The organism is Aciduliprofundum sp. MAR08-339, assembly GCF_000327505.1.
Classification (GTDB): domain Archaea; phylum Thermoplasmatota; class Thermoplasmata; order Thermoplasmatales; family Aciduliprofundaceae; genus Aciduliprofundum.
In genome coordinates, this window is the sequence record NC_019942.1 from 600,462 (window position 1) to 614,872 (window position 14,411).

19 protein-coding genes are annotated in these 14,411 nt (G+C 39.5%); 5 read left to right on the forward strand and 14 right to left on the reverse strand.

The genetic code is table 11. The features are described 5' to 3' along the window. Nucleotides 1-34: 34 nt before the first annotated feature. The 9 genes from ACIM339_RS03365 to ACIM339_RS03405 all read right to left on the reverse strand — a co-directional run bounded on the left by ACIM339_RS03365 (nucleotide 35) and on the right by ACIM339_RS03405 (nucleotide 5,603). Nucleotides 35-748: a M48 family metallopeptidase gene (locus tag ACIM339_RS03365; RefSeq protein ID WP_015283199.1), complete on the reverse strand. Its 714-nt coding sequence runs from the start codon at nucleotides 746-748 to the stop codon at nucleotides 35-37. After that, nucleotides 738-1,265, reverse strand: coding sequence for a hypothetical protein (locus ACIM339_RS03370; RefSeq protein ID WP_015283200.1), 528 nt, complete (start codon nucleotides 1,263-1,265; stop codon nucleotides 738-740). The genes ACIM339_RS03365 and ACIM339_RS03370 overlap by 11 nt, the downstream gene beginning before the upstream one ends. After that, on the reverse strand, nucleotides 1,258-1,770 hold the full coding sequence (locus ACIM339_RS03375) for a hypothetical protein (RefSeq protein WP_015283201.1): 513 nt from the start codon (nucleotides 1,768-1,770) through the stop codon (nucleotides 1,258-1,260). Before ACIM339_RS03375 ends, ACIM339_RS03370 begins: the two co-directional genes overlap by 8 nt. Then, nucleotides 1,770-2,303 (reverse strand): hypothetical protein, encoded by a 534-nt coding sequence (locus ACIM339_RS03380; protein ID WP_015283202.1) that lies wholly within the window; start codon nucleotides 2,301-2,303, stop codon nucleotides 1,770-1,772. Before ACIM339_RS03380 ends, ACIM339_RS03375 begins: the two co-directional genes overlap by 1 nt. After that, on the reverse strand, nucleotides 2,296-2,826 hold the full coding sequence (locus ACIM339_RS03385) for a hypothetical protein (RefSeq protein ID WP_015283203.1): 531 nt from the start codon (nucleotides 2,824-2,826) through the stop codon (nucleotides 2,296-2,298). The genes ACIM339_RS03380 and ACIM339_RS03385 overlap by 8 nt, the downstream gene beginning before the upstream one ends. A gap of 83 nt (nucleotides 2,827-2,909) precedes the next feature. Further along, entirely contained in the window at nucleotides 2,910-3,278 is a 369-nt protein-coding gene (locus ACIM339_RS03390; RefSeq protein ID WP_015283204.1) for a NifB/NifX family molybdenum-iron cluster-binding protein, read from the reverse strand. Between the two features lie 39 nt (nucleotides 3,279-3,317). Beyond that, entirely contained in the window at nucleotides 3,318-3,572 is a 255-nt protein-coding gene (locus ACIM339_RS03395) for a hypothetical protein (RefSeq protein ID WP_048103758.1), read from the reverse strand. A gap of 233 nt (nucleotides 3,573-3,805) precedes the next feature. Then, the gene (serS, locus tag ACIM339_RS03400) at nucleotides 3,806-5,125 is read right to left on the reverse strand and encodes a serine--tRNA ligase (protein ID WP_015283205.1); all 1,320 of its coding nucleotides are present in this window, start codon (nucleotides 5,123-5,125) and stop codon (nucleotides 3,806-3,808) included. Next, nucleotides 5,118-5,603 carry a cytidine/deoxycytidylate deaminase family protein gene (locus tag ACIM339_RS03405; protein WP_015283206.1) on the reverse strand — a complete coding sequence of 162 codons (486 nt, stop codon included), beginning with the start codon at nucleotides 5,601-5,603 and terminating at the stop codon, nucleotides 5,118-5,120. The genes serS and ACIM339_RS03405 overlap by 8 nt, the downstream gene beginning before the upstream one ends. A gap of 72 nt (nucleotides 5,604-5,675) precedes the next feature. Between ACIM339_RS03405 and ACIM339_RS03410 the strand changes: the two genes are divergently transcribed. From ACIM339_RS03410 to ACIM339_RS03430, 5 genes are read left to right on the forward strand one after another with little or no spacing between them, the layout of a single operon-like run. Beyond that, nucleotides 5,676-6,500, forward strand: a complete 825-nt coding sequence (locus ACIM339_RS03410; RefSeq protein WP_015283207.1) for a DUF4129 domain-containing protein — start codon at nucleotides 5,676-5,678, stop codon at nucleotides 6,498-6,500. Beyond that, nucleotides 6,481-7,047 carry a hypothetical protein gene (locus ACIM339_RS03415; protein WP_015283208.1) on the forward strand — a complete coding sequence of 189 codons (567 nt, stop codon included), beginning with the start codon at nucleotides 6,481-6,483 and terminating at the stop codon, nucleotides 7,045-7,047. Before ACIM339_RS03410 ends, ACIM339_RS03415 begins: the two co-directional genes overlap by 20 nt. Further along, nucleotides 7,044-7,976: a MoxR family ATPase gene (locus ACIM339_RS03420; RefSeq protein ID WP_015283209.1), complete on the forward strand. Its 933-nt coding sequence runs from the start codon at nucleotides 7,044-7,046 to the stop codon at nucleotides 7,974-7,976. Before ACIM339_RS03415 ends, ACIM339_RS03420 begins: the two co-directional genes overlap by 4 nt. A gap of 3 nt (nucleotides 7,977-7,979) precedes the next feature. Then, nucleotides 7,980-9,155: a DUF58 domain-containing protein gene (locus ACIM339_RS03425; RefSeq protein WP_015283210.1), complete on the forward strand. Its 1,176-nt coding sequence runs from the start codon at nucleotides 7,980-7,982 to the stop codon at nucleotides 9,153-9,155. Next, nucleotides 9,152-9,649 carry a hypothetical protein gene (locus tag ACIM339_RS03430; RefSeq protein ID WP_015283211.1) on the forward strand — a complete coding sequence of 166 codons (498 nt, stop codon included), beginning with the start codon at nucleotides 9,152-9,154 and terminating at the stop codon, nucleotides 9,647-9,649. The genes ACIM339_RS03425 and ACIM339_RS03430 overlap by 4 nt, the downstream gene beginning before the upstream one ends. On the opposite strand, the gene ACIM339_RS03435 is transcribed toward ACIM339_RS03430, so the two are convergent. The 5 genes from ACIM339_RS03435 to ACIM339_RS07915 all read right to left on the reverse strand — a co-directional run bounded on the left by ACIM339_RS03435 (nucleotide 9,614) and on the right by ACIM339_RS07915 (nucleotide 14,411). Then, nucleotides 9,614-10,600, reverse strand: a complete 987-nt coding sequence (locus tag ACIM339_RS03435) for an mRNA surveillance protein pelota (RefSeq protein WP_015283212.1) — start codon at nucleotides 10,598-10,600, stop codon at nucleotides 9,614-9,616. The two genes, ACIM339_RS03430 and ACIM339_RS03435, sit on opposite strands and share 36 nt — an antisense overlap. Then, complete coding sequence (locus ACIM339_RS03440; protein ID WP_083872009.1) at nucleotides 10,597-11,049, reverse strand: Mut7-C RNAse domain-containing protein; 453 nt, start codon at nucleotides 11,047-11,049, stop codon at nucleotides 10,597-10,599. Before ACIM339_RS03440 ends, ACIM339_RS03435 begins: the two co-directional genes overlap by 4 nt. 152 nt (nucleotides 11,050-11,201) lie before the next feature. After that, the gene (locus ACIM339_RS03445) at nucleotides 11,202-12,092 is read right to left on the reverse strand and encodes a hypothetical protein (protein WP_015283214.1); all 891 of its coding nucleotides are present in this window, start codon (nucleotides 12,090-12,092) and stop codon (nucleotides 11,202-11,204) included. After that, nucleotides 12,085-14,241 (reverse strand): AAA family ATPase, encoded by a 2,157-nt coding sequence (locus ACIM339_RS03450; protein ID WP_015283215.1) that lies wholly within the window; start codon nucleotides 14,239-14,241, stop codon nucleotides 12,085-12,087. The genes ACIM339_RS03445 and ACIM339_RS03450 overlap by 8 nt, the downstream gene beginning before the upstream one ends. Next, nucleotides 14,238-14,411 (reverse strand): hypothetical protein, encoded by a 174-nt coding sequence (locus tag ACIM339_RS07915; protein ID WP_015283216.1) that lies wholly within the window; start codon nucleotides 14,409-14,411, stop codon nucleotides 14,238-14,240. Before ACIM339_RS07915 ends, ACIM339_RS03450 begins: the two co-directional genes overlap by 4 nt.

Below are 14,411 nucleotides of genomic sequence, written 5' to 3' on the forward strand. Positions count from 1 at the left end.
GCATAATGCTTCTATCTATCTTTCATATGCTCACTCAACATTCCTCTATTTTTCTGATCCTTTTCTTTATAAAAGATTGCATTTTCTTCGATGCAGAAGAATATTGAGAATTTATTTTCATCAGCGCAGATATCAAAAACTCTTTCCTTACAAATTTGATGGCGAGGCAATCTGCCTCATACTCAAAATACTGCCACATTAATCTGCGTAATACCAGATAAAATAGAATTGTACCCCAGAGAATTATCACTTTCAAGTTTAGTTCCGTATTGGCGGATAAATGTAAAAGAGGAAGCAGTATCACTCCGTTAACTCCTGCACCGATTGTGACATCGAATAAAAATATCTTCTTCATTACATGCCTGAGTTTGATATGTGCCAGTTCATGGGCTAATACTCCCAGAATTTCATTCTTATCAAGTATTGAAAGAATTCTTTTTGTGAAAAATATGTACTTTCCTTTCGCACCTACCTGAAATGTATTAACTACTTCAAGATCCATTATGTATATTTCTATATTTTTCACTTTCATTCTTTTCATAAGTTCATCAATTTCCCTCATACGGAGTCTCTCGATCTTTGCGGCCAATTTTTCTGCTCCGGGAAGCTCATACCAGATTGTGGAAGCGATGAGCAAAAGAAGACTGAATATTGTCACATACCTCCACGGTGCAGATAAAATCACGAAAAATAGTAAAGAAATGAAAATGAGTATGCCGATGTACAGCCAAAAAATCCTAATCCTCATTGTTTACTCCCTTCAGATATTTCACATCTCCCGTCTCCAGGAATTTTATATACCTATCTGGAAGTATGAGTGTGATTTTCTGTGCTCTTGTCATTGCTGTGTATAACATCCTTATCCTGACTGGCGGTGTTCCTTTGGCAAATTTACCCACTTTCTTTAAATATACCATATATCCGTAATAGACCACTACAAAGGAGAGTAGAAATACAGCCAGTGAAATATTGCTTAAAGTTAACCCTTCAAGTAAGGTTTGGATGCTCATCATTATCAATACAATTGCCATCAGATTAAGAAGTAGAAGATATGCAGGACTTTTAAAAACAATTGCCCACCTTATTATTCTAAGTGTTCCTCCAAACATCACGTATGCTGGAACAAATGCAATTAGCATATTTCCTGCTAATGAATATCGCGGATTGTAATATACAAAACATAACATTATCCATGCAAAAATTATAGAAAGCGAAAGGCTAATTATGAGTTCCTCAACGAATCCTTTTTTGGTGTTATCAAGCATTTTTCTTCACCTCTAAATATTTTATGTTTCCTGTTTCTAAATATTTTATGTATCTGTCTGGAAAAATTAAAGTAATTCTCTGCTTTTTTGACATTATTGATCGGAGTATTGCGTATCTTTCAGGGGGAATTTTTACCCGATACACTTTAAACTTTTTATGGAATTTAATTATAAGAAGCAATGAGAAGTATAATCCTGCGAATACGAGAAATAAAATAATATTGGCCCAACTTGGATTATTAAATAGTGATTCTCCAGTGGCTATAACCATGGCAATGCCCGGAAGATTCAGCATGTGCAACCACACATGGCTTCTGTAAACTATAGAAAGCCTTAAGATATGAAAAATATAAAAACTTAAAGGAAATAAAATTACTGCAGATATTACAATATCAAAAAACTTCATGTTCTTTTGGGTAGCTATCTCCATCAATATAAGTGCAGAACTCAAAGAAATTGTTAGTATCATCTCAATGGCAAAACCTCTTCTGGTATTGTCAAGCATTATTCTTCACCTCTTATGTATTTTACGTCTCCTGTGTCCAAGAATTTCATATATCTCTCAGGGAGAATCATTGTGAATTTTTGTTTTCTGGTTAAGATACTACGCAACATCTGTATCCTTTCAGGGGGTACTGTCTTTTTGAAAAGACCTTTTACTCTTAATGAATAAATCCACAGGGTATAAAGAATGGCACCTACGAGTATAATTATAAAAAATATCTCACTACCCCCGAATTTTAATCCTTTAGTTAAGTCTTTGAACGTATCTATTCCAATGAAAAGGAGAACTATGAAAAAGAATGAGTACATGAAGTATAAAACTACATATGCTCGAAAGACAAAAGCATATCTCATCAACCTTATGAACGGAAAATATATGAATAGAGGAACTATAAAGGCCATGAAGTAATCTCCCGCTGATATGCCTCCTGATGAACTTTTGTGCGTTAAGAGCAAAGCCAAGCCCGTCAGTATGTCTAATGTTGCTACAATAACAATCTCTTCAACGAATCCTTTTTTGGTATTCTCAAGCATTATTCTTCACCCCCAAATATTTTTTATCTCCCGTCTCTAAGAATTTTATATACCTATCTGGAAACACCAAAGTAATTCTCTCCCACATACTCATTTTCCATTTTAATTGCTGAATTCTAAGTCCGGGCGGTGACTTTTTTCTTATGGCATCTCTTTTTAAATACATAATTACAAAATAAATAAATGAGGTGAGGATGAGGCCAAAACCGATAACAAAGCCATCTAAACTTTTCACATTTCCTATCGTTGCCGCACCTATGAAAACTGCTATGAATGCGGGAAAATGCAGAAAGTAAAGGTATATGGGTGCATGGTACACTATAGCCCAGCGAATTATTCTGAGCACACTTCCAAAAATCACCAGAAGCAGAATGAAAACCACTATGTTATCGATATAAGAGTGCCCGGATGATGCTCCCGTATAATTGTAAAGAGCCATACTCCCGATTGCTAAACTAAAAGTAATTAGCAGTTCCTCCGCAAATCCGGCCCATGTGTTGTCCAGAAATCTTCTTGGCTCCATGCTACTATTGGTTATGTTTGGAAAATAAAAAAATTTTGGGATATCTGATAACAAAGTCTATTTAAATCTAAGAAAACTTCCTCTCAGTGCTTATCCTCCTCAATTCTCTCCTTCCATCTGGAATCCGTCTCAAGATTTTGCTCTATGAACGCACGGACCACATCACCCACCTTTCCATAGGCACCTGTTATCACCGCTATTTCCATATTCTGGAAGAATTCCACTGCACGATGCCCCATGCCGTAGGCAATCACCACCTCACCACCATGCTCCCTTACAAAATTTGGAAGGTCTCCAGGACCATGCTCCGCAAATGGAACCGCAATGGTTTCCACATTCTTTATCTCTCCGTTTTCAATCTTCACGAAGGTGTAGTAAGGCGCGCGGCCGAAGTGCATACTGATCTCGCTTTCCAGGCCATCTGGATCTGTGCTGGGTACTGCGATTTTCATGGTTGTGCATGCTTGGCGTATATTTTAAGTTTTTTTGAATCATCTTTCAATTATGGTGGTTTTTGCAACTTTTATGGCGTTGGGTATTGCCCTCCTGAATATGAAGCCCCCTTCCATTATGATATCCTTCAACAGATACACGGGGCGCAAATAGAATGATATGTATGCCCATTGGAGAGACTTTGTAATCTGCTCCGATGTGAAATTTTTTAGTTTCATCACAGGATCCAATGTTGTGTATTTTCTCCAGTTGAACGTAAGTATGAGATTTCTCTTTTCGAAATCTGAACTCATCACGAAAATTTTTCACGCTACTTCTTGGGACATGTCAATATGTCCTGCAAAACCCTTCATGAAAAGAAAAAATCTCTCAAGTAAAGGAGTTTCAATGCATATTCCAGCGTCCGATTCGAAATTCGATTCGAACATACATCTCGGATTTTCTCAAAACCAGAAAAACACGGTAAAAGAGTGAGCATGTAAAATCTCGAACACTCTCGAATCGAGTCCTCTTCATCCATGATGACTCAGAATTCTATGTACTCAAACCCCGTGTATGGCACGAGAGCCTTGGGGATTCTTATTCCCTTATCCTCCTGAAAATTCTCAATTATGGCCACCATTATTCTCGTTGTTGCCAGTGCCGTGCTGTTCAGGGTATGCACAAATTTCATCTCTCCCTTATGGCGGTACCTTATCTTCAACCTTCTGGATTGGTATTCAAGGCAATTTGAGCACGATACAACTTCGCGGAACTTCTGTTGGGCGGGCATCCACACCTCTATGTCATATTTCTTTGCCGCCACAGCGCCCAGTTCTCCAGAGCATATGTTTATGACCCTGTAGGGCAGTTCAAGTTTCTGAATTATCTCCTCCGCATTTCCAACGAGTTCCTCCATGAGAGAGGGCGATTCTTCCGGTTTTGAAAATATTACCTGTTCAACCTTGTAGAAGTTGTGAACGCGGAATATGCCCTTTGTATCCTTTCCATGTGCGCCCGCCTCCTTTCGGAAGCATGGAGATATGCCAACATATTTTATTGGAAGATCTTTTTCCTCCAAAATCTCCTTCATATGCATGGCTACCAGAGGATGCTCAGCCGTTGCGATCATGTAGAGATCCTCTCCATCGATCTTGTATATCATCTCCTCAAATGCCGAGAAATCAGTTACGCCCTCCATGGCTTCACGGCGAATCATCAGGGGTGGAGATACAGGCGTGTAGCCCTTTTCAACCATAATGTCAAGGGCAAATCTTATCAGGGCAAGTTCAAGGAGAACAAGTTTATTTTTGAGGTAGTAGAATCTCGCTCCCGCCACCTTGCCTGCCCGTTCAATATCCGCAAGATCATACTTGTCCAGGATATCCACATGACTCTCAGGCCTATTTTCCACAATTTCAAAATCCATGTTTGGGGCCCATCGCCTGAAATTCTCCAAGGTACCATCTAAAATCTTCGCCCTTCCCCAAACCCTCAGCACGGGAGAATTTTCCTCGTTCTCGCATACTGGAGTGTCTTCCATAAGAATATTTGGAAGGCGCATGAGGAGATAATCCCTCTTCTCCTTGTACTGCTGCACCTTCTCCTCAAGTTCTTTTATCCTTGCATTGATCTCCTTCATTCTCTCCTTCAAAGGTCCTATATCCCCGCCACTTTTCTTCATCTTTCCTATCTCCACGCTTTTTTCGTTTCTCTCATGCCTCAGGGCCTCTATCTCCTTGAGCGACTCTCTCCACATCCTGTCGTACTTCAGAATCTCATCCACCACGCCGGGATCTTCGAATCTCTTACGTAGGTGTTCTCTTATCGCATCCGGATTTGTCCTAATGATTTTTATATCAATCATCTTCCTCACCCAGAATTTTCTTTACTTCCTCATCTGGAAGTGTGAATTTTCTCACCTTCACATCACTCTCAAGAAGCATCAATGCTGCAAGATCATCGGGATAACCCTCCGCATATATTATTTCTTCAATCTCTGCGTTTATCAGCATCTTTGCGCACACAACGCATGGGTGATTTGTAACGTAAATCTTTGCTCCCTTTATGGATACGCCATGCACCGCCGCCTGGATTATGGCGTTCTGCTCCGCATGAAGTCCGCGGCATAACTCATGCCTTTCTCCGCTAGGCACCCCCAATTCTTCACGAATGCATCCCGTAACATCGCAATGTGCCAGTCCCTTTGGGGGCCCATTGTACCCCGTGGCGAGGATTCTCTTATCCTTCACTATGACCGCCCCAACCTTTCTCCTTGTGCATGTGGAGCGTGTTGCTGCAAGATATGCCATTCGCATAAAGTACTCATCCCAGGAAGGACGCATAAATCTCCATGCCTATGGGGTATTTAATATTTGATGGGAAGGTTTTAAATTTCTTAATTCATTCCCCCTGCAATGAACATAAGCCTGAAGATTCCTGCAGCATTACTTCTAATATGGCTTACCGTTTCTCTAGGTGCAATTTTGCCCACCACAACCATAAAGTTCAGCACCCCAGTATCCACGAGACCACAGCAGGTCGTGGTTTCTCCACCAACTCAGGAATCCTCAGGCCCCTCTTACTTTATGTATTTCCTGCAGGCAATTCTCTGGGGTATAGTGGCCATAGCCGTCGTGGGTGCATTTGTATACCGTCAGAGATTTCTTAAAGAGGCCCTTATGGGCGTAGTTGGTATGTTTTTAGCGCTTTTGCTGTTCGGTGCAATATATTTTCTTGCAGATAAGATCACCTTCATTCTTTACTCAAAAAGTGGTGCGATTCCCGCCCATCAGGGAAGTACGCCCTCCTACGCGGGGAATATGCTCATTCTCATTGTGCTTTCTGTTGTAATGGGTCTTATTTTTGGGTTGTTTGTGGTTATGGTTTACCGTCGCAGGGAGGTTAAGGTTGAAAAGAAGAGGATAACCACAAGGGAAGCGGTTGAAAAGGCGATTTATGAGGTTAAGATTGGCAAGGATGTCCGTGGAGCAATACTTTCTGCCTATAAGGAGATGGAGCTTCTAATGCGCACTCATGGTGTTGAGGATAAGAGCTACTACACGCCCCGTGAGTTCAGAGAATTTGCGCTCAGCACGCTCAAAATATCTCCCAAGCCTGTGGATGTGCTCACGACCCTTTTTGAAATTGCCCGGTACAGCGGTCACCATATGAGTGAGGAGCACAGAAAACTTGCCCTTAATGCCCTGGAGGAGATAAAAAATGAAACCGGAGGAAAGTAAGGTAACGAGAATGGTTATTGCGAGAAGAATGGGCTTTATGGGCATGAATCCTGAGCCAACCGGAAAGAGCAATGCATGGGTGTGGTATATTGCCATAATCCTGGCCTTCTCATTCTACGCAATAATGTCCATTGAGTTTTTCCTTCTAATTGTGCTTCTCATATCCCTGATTTACATACCATTCATCTTTGCCATAAGAAATGCTCCCAAGCCCAGAGTTGAAGAGGAGGAGCGTGTTGTTGTTGATGAGGATATTGCCCATTTCAAAGAGACCGTGAAAAAGGCTCTTGAGGGTAAGGCTGTGGCCCAGAGAGATATAGAGCTGAGGGTTCTCAACACTCTAGCCATAGATATGAGTATAAGGTACGATATTCCCGAGGTTCTTGTCAGGAGAAACCTATCCAATGAGAAATTTCTCCGAAGGTATCTGGGAGATAAAGCAAAAATAGTGGCGGAAATGTTCAGAAGAATTCACGATCTTAGGACTGCTCTGCCCAGGGACGAGTTTTTGGAAAATATAAATACCATTCTGGAGGCGATGAAATGAAGGAAAAGATGGAAAAAATTATTGATGAAGTGAAGAAGGTAATAGTTGGAAAGGATGAGGTACTGCGCGAGGTCCTCTACACCATTCTGGCCGGAGGGCACATACTCTTCGAGGACTATCCTGGTCTGGCAAAGACGCTCATAGTGAAATCCTTTGCACAGGTTCTCGGCTGTGATTTCAAGCGTGTGCAGTTCACACCCGATCTTATGCCCAGTGATATCACGGGTGCCTACATATTTGACAGAAAAACCTCCGAGTTCAAGTTTATGAAAGGACCGGTGTTTACGAATATTCTTCTTGCCGATGAAATAAACCGCTCTCCCCCCAAGACTCAGGCAGCACTTCTTGAGGCCATGCAGGAGAGGCAGGTTACAATTGAGGGAGAGACCTACAAACTTGAAGAACCATTCATAGTCATCGCAACCCAAAACCCGATAGAGTATGAGGGCACATACCCACTTCCGGAGGCACAGCTTGACAGGTTTTTGGTTAAGTTGAGCATAGGGTATCCGAGCAAGAAGGACGAGATTGAAATTCTGAAGAGGAGAATAGCATGGAGGAGAGATGAGATTCCTTTGAACAAGGTGGTTACAAGGGATGAATTGCTTGAAATGAAAAAAATGGTGGAGGATATATTCATTCAGGACGATATTCTTGATTACATAGTGCGCATAGTCCGTTCCACACGCAGCCATGTGCAGGTTGAAGTCGGGGCAAGTCCCAGAGGAAGCCTCGCCATAATGAGGCTATCCCGTGCCAGGGCGCTTGTATACGGTAGGGATTATGTGGTTCCTGATGATGTTAAGGCCGTTACACGGATCGCACTGGTGCATAGAATAATTCTCAAGCCTGAACCTTGGATCCGTGGTGTTAGACCAAGGGATGTTGTGGAGGATGTGTTAAAGAAGGTGCCTGTGCCCAAGGTGTAAAGGATGCGGACCCTCCACTACTATGCTCTTACGCTATACTTTGCCCTGCTCCTGTTTGTTGGGATAGTTCTGTTTTCTCCCTTGGCCATGTTTCTTGCCCTGCCCATACTCTGGCTTATAATATTCTCTGAAATTCTACCGTTCAAACCTGTAAAATTCAAGCGCAAATTTGAAGAGCGCAGGTTTGTGGAGGGTAATACCACAGAATTTGTTTACACTCTTAATGGAAGGGGTTATTACTTCCTTCAAGATGCCATTAACGTACTTCAGGGGTACTGCAAGGATCGATGCGTTGTAAAGAAGAAAGTGCATCTGGACAAATTCGGCAAGATAGAATTTAAGGAGGCATTGCTCTACTCTGAAGATGTTCTTGGTATAAGAAGTTACGGCAGGAAGGTCAGAGACAAGGGTGAGCTGAGGATTTATCCAAAAATAGAGTACATAAGGAAACTGAAGATAAAGCCTCGAAAAACACGCAGTATCCTGGGGGATTATCCTTCACGCCTAAAGGGGCCCGGAATGGAATTTGCGGATATAAGGGAGTATTACCCCGGGGATGATATGCGCTGGATAAACTGGAAGGCAACTGCACGTAGGAATGAACTCATGGTCAACGAGTACGAAAGTGAGCGCACAGGAGATACCGTGATACTTCTGGATGTTCGGCGCTTTATGAAGGGTGCAGAAGAATACGAAAAATTGCTCAATGCTTCTGTTCGGGCAGCAGCAACACTTGCCACGTATCTTTCACGTACAAGAAGCAGGGTGGGATTTGTCGTTCTTGGTAATACTGTGGATTGGATATACCCAACCTACGGAAAGAGAGCAATGTATTTGATTTTGGAGAGATTGCTGTACCTACGAAGTGAGAAGATAAGTCGTTTGACCTTTGATTATGGGAAGTTTATAGTTTCCAGATTTTTCCCTCCAAATTCATTTGTGATACTCATATCTCCACTGCTTTCTTGGGATATTGATGATGCCATTGTTGAACTTCTTGCCAAGGGTTACGACGTTCTCACAATATCCCCCACGCTTATAGGACATGGTGGGGATATGGCCTCAGAGATACTGCGTGCTGAGAGGGAAGTGCGTTTGAGAAGGATAAGGATGTTTGGGAGAGTGGTTGATTGGAACATAGAATATCCTCTGACTTCCATACTGAAGGTGATGAGATGAAAAAAGAATGGTACTTCTTGGGCACTTACTACGCCCTTCTTCTGGTTGTTCCCATGGGGAATCTGCGCTACATATGGCTTGTTGTTCTTGATGTTCTTGCATCTCTTGCATTCTTGTATTTATATAGGGTGGTTAAGGATGAGATCCTATTCTACGTTTACAATTTCATAGCCCTCGTTGGTATAGTTTTCGCCCTGGGAAATTACAATCCATACTCTCCCCTGACTCTCGGAGTAGCTTACACACTCATGGCCCTGTGGATGCTCCACATGACCTATGCAAGATTTGAGCCCATGTTTGGAAAAGTTCGTCTTGACACGATAGCGTACACCCTTCTAACATTTCCACTGGCCTATTTTTCAGTTTATCTCTTTCTCATATATCCCATCGGATACGGGTTCTGGGGCGTGTTCACCCTGGTGATGCTGATTGTAATTTTGATTTATGTGCTTATGCGCTCACCGAAATCTGAGAAGCGCAGCCACACCCCCTAAATGCTCTAAAATTTTTCCCGCCTCATGGGAGGTACTGATTATATGGATCTCTGCTCCCGTTTGAACTGCTAGGTTCATAAGGTCTCTGTATTTCTTGTAGTTTTTGTCTGAGATCAAAAGATGCTTCACCGCACCCATGTTGAGGTAATTTTTTACCTCTTCCTCTCCGTAGGCGTACAACCCCTCTTTCTTTATCTCCGTGAGCAACTCCTCCACTAGTTGCTCTTCCCTGGCAATTCTGTGTTGTTTGAGTATCTTGTCTAGGGCTCCTGATTTCAGAACTTCATATACGCCCCTCAGATCACCGTGGGATGCCTGGACCATGATGTAATTTTTAATGCTGCTTCCTGCAAAATTCACAAAATCCTCTTTGTAAAATCCAGGGCCGAGTATTATTAGGGGAGATTTTTCATCCCATGCATCCTTGAGTGCTGCCAGGACCTCTCCAAAGAATTCATCATCTTCGTCTCCCCTCTTTCTCAGGGTTGCAAATTCCTGTATTCCATAGGTTTTCATTATTGCAATTGTTGCAAGGCCGTGTTCAAGTCCCAGAAAATACACCATGGGCCTTTCTGAATTTTTCACTGCCTCTTCAAGAAGTTCTTTATCTTTTACGCTCCACTCTTTTATTATTGAAATTTCATCACCGAGCCCCACATTTATGGTTTGATGGGAGCCCAGATAATCCTCTGGACCTGCCACGATTATGCCTGAGATGCGAAGCCTATCTGAAAATTCCTGAAAATCAAGTTTTTTCACCCTTATTCCAACTCTGATTTTTTTCCTCTCAACCTTCTTTGATCTCTTCATATCCCCACTCGTCGTGTCCTTTCGGAACACGTAGCCGAAAACAAGATCCTCCTCTCCCAGCATCGTGCTCAGGTACCAGAGATCATCTAAATTGTCCACCCGCACCGTGATCTCTCCCCGCTCCTTCTCTTCAACCTTCATTCTCGTGCCTCCATGATTTTTCGTATTTTTCTTTCAATCTTCTCAGTGTGTGTGCCCCACCAGTAAACACGGCCGCATTTTGGGCATATGTAAAACTCATCCCTGTGATCATACACGTATTTAGGAACCTTGTCTCTCACACTCTCTTTGTTAACCGGTATTAGGGGCTCGTTGCATATGGAGCACCTTGAGAGCATGTTATCCTTGCTCAGATTGAATTTCCTTATAACAATTTTCAGTTGCTCTTCGTAATTTTCACTTTCAATGTAGAATCCGCCACTTCTCCGTGCAAGTTCTTTATCCCTTGTAAGTATTATCCTGTTCTCAATCTTGGAGATCTCAATTATCTCATCATCGCTCATTCTTCCGCTGGGATAATAGGTATCGTACCCGAGAAACCTCAAATATTTGGCGAGTTTACCGAGCATGTGGTCAGCGAGGAATTTCACAGGGAATAATTACTCACTGGATTTATTATTTTCCCGGGGTAACGTTTGGCGGGTATCTGAAGTCGCCGAAGGCGATTTGGGTGAGGGCTGAAAGCCCGAACCAGATACCCGCTTGTTATGGGACAGTCGCTCGTCAAATTGGTTTTGGTTATTTATTTAACATGCAATATGTATTTATGGAAAGAATCTTCAAGATATTCTTTCATATTCCACAATGAGATACTGATTTCAGGAAATATATAGATGTTGTATTCATTATATATTTCCTTTACAAATTTAAATGCTTGCTCTTTAATGTGCTCAAGTTTGTTTTTAAAAATGAGACTATATAGGTAAGCTAAACCATCCTGATCAAAAGAATTATTTGTTTGCTCATATAAATTTAAATAATATTTTTGGGGATAATCTACTTTATATATTCCCAGAGTTTTTTTTGGTAATTTATCAGTATGCCTAATCAAATGACTTACTGGATGTTCATTTCCAGGCTTACCATATAGCTCTTTTTCTGAAAAGTTTTTAGGCACCACACCAAATTGTTTTAAAAATGAGAGGCTCTTGTTTAAAACTTCTTTTATTTTATCTTTTGAGTAATCGTCTCTTTTGAGATCTATCGCTTGATCTTTGAAGAAAGCCCCCACACTAATCAGAGTCCATAGTATTACTTTTTCTTTGTTTGTCAGATTGGGTACTTTTTTGTACTCTCCAAAGAATTTCCGATCTAAATAAGAAACTATCCCATCAATTCCAAGTATATCTTTTTCAATGTACCATATTCCTTTTCCAGACAATATATATCTTACTGTGTCAGCATCCAAAATTTTTATGATGTATCCTTGGTTAATTAATTCGTCTCTCACGAGCTTCCCTATACCTTCTCCTTTAACAGCAGATGATTTCAGGAGCATTTCAAATCTTCTATTTGATTTCATCTCAATTAATGAAATTAATACGGATTTTTGTTTTAGTTTTTCACTCTTTTTTAATTCATCATATAATTTGTCATACATGAATTTTAACACATCTTTTGATGTGTCATTCATTCAAATCCCCCCTTGTAAAATTAGTAACTACGACTCCTCCATCATGAAAACGAGTGATTACAAAAGCAATTAATTTTCCTTTGGAATAAAGAATATTGCATCTATCTATTACTGGAGCTAAAGTCTTAGAATCTATATAACTCTCATCAAAAAGAGCAATTATTTTTCGGGGATCATCTTTATTAAGAAGGGACATAATATATGCGGCCAGCGAATGTCCCGTACCTAGATTAGTCAAATCTATGATTTTTCCACCATTTAAATATATAGTATCATTAATCATGTCTACTTTCTCCACATCATACTTTTCGTTAACATACTTGATTGTTTTAATTTTTTTACCAAGATATTTTCCTACAAGCTCATGGTATTTAATAAACCCCCACTCATCTAGATCAATTGAATTTTTGGAATGTTGTAGTGCATTATTGTACTCCGGAAATTCAACCATAAATTTCCGCTCAATCCTAGAAATAATTTTTGTGAGTTTTTCAATATTTTCTTTGTCAGATTGATATTTATGCTCTGGAAGGGATTTCATTTTCTTTAGTTGCTTTTCTTCCTTTTCTAACAGTGCTTTGAATTTTCCTATCTCTTTAAGGCTTTTTTCTATAGATTTCCTTAACTCTATTAATTTATCTTCAAAAGATGTCTCATCCAAGTCCATATAATCTTTTATGTATTCTTCCTCTTCAAATCTTTCCTTTATTGAAAAGATTAGAGATAGATCTATTTCCCCATTCTCTCCAAATCCATATTCTATACATTTTATTCCATAGTTCTCAACTTTATCCTCAATGTTCTTTAATTTCTTTTCGAGCTCTTCCAAAGAATTATCTTGATCGCCCGGATCTTTAGGAAAATCATCTTCTGTAATTCCTAATTTCTTGATATTTTTAATTATAATTGGAATTGTTTTATCTAGAATATACTCTATCGAATCTATCTCCCTTACAATCTTTTTTAACAATTCATACTCTTCTTGAATGAACTTTTTTGAGGAGTATTCTTCTTCAAGTTTTTTAATGTATTCTTCTATCGCTATATTTGTGCCAGGTAGTTCTATATTATATGAAGAAAAGTCACGTAAAACGTTAATAAGTTTCTGGATGATTTCTATCTCAATTAGTTCCTCTTGAATTATTTTTTCCCTTTCATTTAATATGTCATTTACCTTGTTTTTTAGATCCTGCAGTCTTGCTATAGCTAAAATGCGTGCATCTTCGTTGGCAGCAAGGTTTTTTGTAGCATTTGAAATACTCTTTTTTATATTTGGTATCTCTCTGATAAGATCTGGATAACCAAGATCATTTATGGTATCGATAATAACTTCTTTTGAGTTAATTACCTCATCAATTAGTTTTTTTAAATTATTTACAAAATTATTATATTTTTCTATTTTCTTTTTAGATTTTTTATCTTCTCTTTTGATATTTTTCATGCGATTTTTAATAATATCTCTCATCATGTAATTCTCTACAAAAAATTTAACCGCACGGTATTTCTGCAAATCCTCCAATAGTGCATTTTGCCCATTATATTTTTTTTCTTCTTCGGTAATCCTTTTTTTATAATCTTCAATACGTTTCTCTAATTTTTTGATCATATCTGGATCTTGCGAGTTATATATTTCCTCCTGTACCTTTTCGATATACTTTCTGAAATCCGATAAAGCTGTACCTATACTGGTGTATAGACTAACTAGTTCCTCTACTGCATTTTTAATTTTTTCTCTTGGGTTGTCAGGAATGTCATATATTAGCCTGTATTCTTTATTAAACCTTTCAGGAGAAATAGGAGTTTTCTTCCCATTTTCAAAAAGATATACTATGGGATTATCCATCTCCCTGGTCTTTTCGGAAATTAGGGTTTCATTAGGAATATTTATTTTTATTTTAAATTCGATTTTGTTTTTCTTACCGTCTATCAGTTTTTTCATATCTTTTAATAAAGTATGAGTTATATTTTCATTATTTTTCAAACCATAGAGCGCAATGGCAAGCATATTAAGTAATGTGCTTTTACCGATACTATTTGGCCCCTCTATTAATACTATATTTGGTAATTTTTTACCTATTTTTTCATTTGGTGTGAATTTTCTTATCTCATTGCCTTCATCCCTTTCTAGTACATAATCATATTCTATCATTCACTATCACCACCCTTCTCCCTTAAATACTGGAGAATTTCCTCAAGTATTTCTTCATGTTTTTTGCCACTCATCACAAGGAAAACTATTTTCCTTTCAAGTTCATCATCCAACAGTCCATTTAATAGTTCTTTTATTTCATCATTCAGTTCAATATTATGTACCACCAT

Coding starts and splice junctions, on each gene's coding strand:
- ACIM339_RS03445 (WP_015283214.1), bottom strand. CDS start 12,092: ATGAATGACACATCAAAAGATGTGTTAAAATTCATGTATGACAAATTA.
- ACIM339_RS03450 (WP_015283215.1), bottom strand. CDS start 14,241: ATGATAGAATATGATTATGTACTAGAAAGGGATGAAGGCAATGAGATA.
- ACIM339_RS03420 (WP_015283209.1), top strand. CDS start 7,044: ATGAAGGAAAAGATGGAAAAAATTATTGATGAAGTGAAGAAGGTAATA.
- ACIM339_RS03425 (WP_015283210.1), top strand. CDS start 7,980: ATGCGGACCCTCCACTACTATGCTCTTACGCTATACTTTGCCCTGCTC.
- ACIM339_RS03365 (WP_015283199.1), bottom strand. CDS start 748: ATGAGGATTAGGATTTTTTGGCTGTACATCGGCATACTCATTTTCATT.
- ACIM339_RS03370 (WP_015283200.1), bottom strand. CDS start 1,265: ATGCTTGATAACACCAAAAAAGGATTCGTTGAGGAACTCATAATTAGC.
- ACIM339_RS07915 (WP_015283216.1), bottom strand. CDS start 14,411: ATGGTGGTACATAATATTGAACTGAATGATGAAATAAAAGAACTATTA.
- ACIM339_RS03395 (WP_048103758.1), bottom strand. CDS start 3,572: ATGAGTTCAGATTTCGAAAAGAGAAATCTCATACTTACGTTCAACTGG.
- ACIM339_RS03435 (WP_015283212.1), bottom strand. CDS start 10,600: ATGAAGGTTGAAGAGAAGGAGCGGGGAGAGATCACGGTGCGGGTGGAC.
- ACIM339_RS03390 (WP_015283204.1), bottom strand. CDS start 3,278: ATGAAAATCGCAGTACCCAGCACAGATCCAGATGGCCTGGAAAGCGAG.
- ACIM339_RS03380 (WP_015283202.1), bottom strand. CDS start 2,303: ATGCTTGAGAATACCAAAAAAGGATTCGTTGAAGAGATTGTTATTGTA.
- serS (WP_015283205.1), bottom strand. CDS start 5,125: ATGATTGATATAAAAATCATTAGGACAAATCCGGATGCGATAAGAGAA.
- ACIM339_RS03405 (WP_015283206.1), bottom strand. CDS start 5,603: ATGCGTCCTTCCTGGGATGAGTACTTTATGCGAATGGCATATCTTGCA.
- ACIM339_RS03410 (WP_015283207.1), top strand. CDS start 5,676: ATGAACATAAGCCTGAAGATTCCTGCAGCATTACTTCTAATATGGCTT.
- ACIM339_RS03385 (WP_015283203.1), bottom strand. CDS start 2,826: ATGGAGCCAAGAAGATTTCTGGACAACACATGGGCCGGATTTGCGGAG.
- ACIM339_RS03430 (WP_015283211.1), top strand. CDS start 9,152: ATGAAAAAAGAATGGTACTTCTTGGGCACTTACTACGCCCTTCTTCTG.
- ACIM339_RS03415 (WP_015283208.1), top strand. CDS start 6,481: ATGAAACCGGAGGAAAGTAAGGTAACGAGAATGGTTATTGCGAGAAGA.
- ACIM339_RS03375 (WP_015283201.1), bottom strand. CDS start 1,770: ATGCTTGACAATACCAGAAGAGGTTTTGCCATTGAGATGATACTAACA.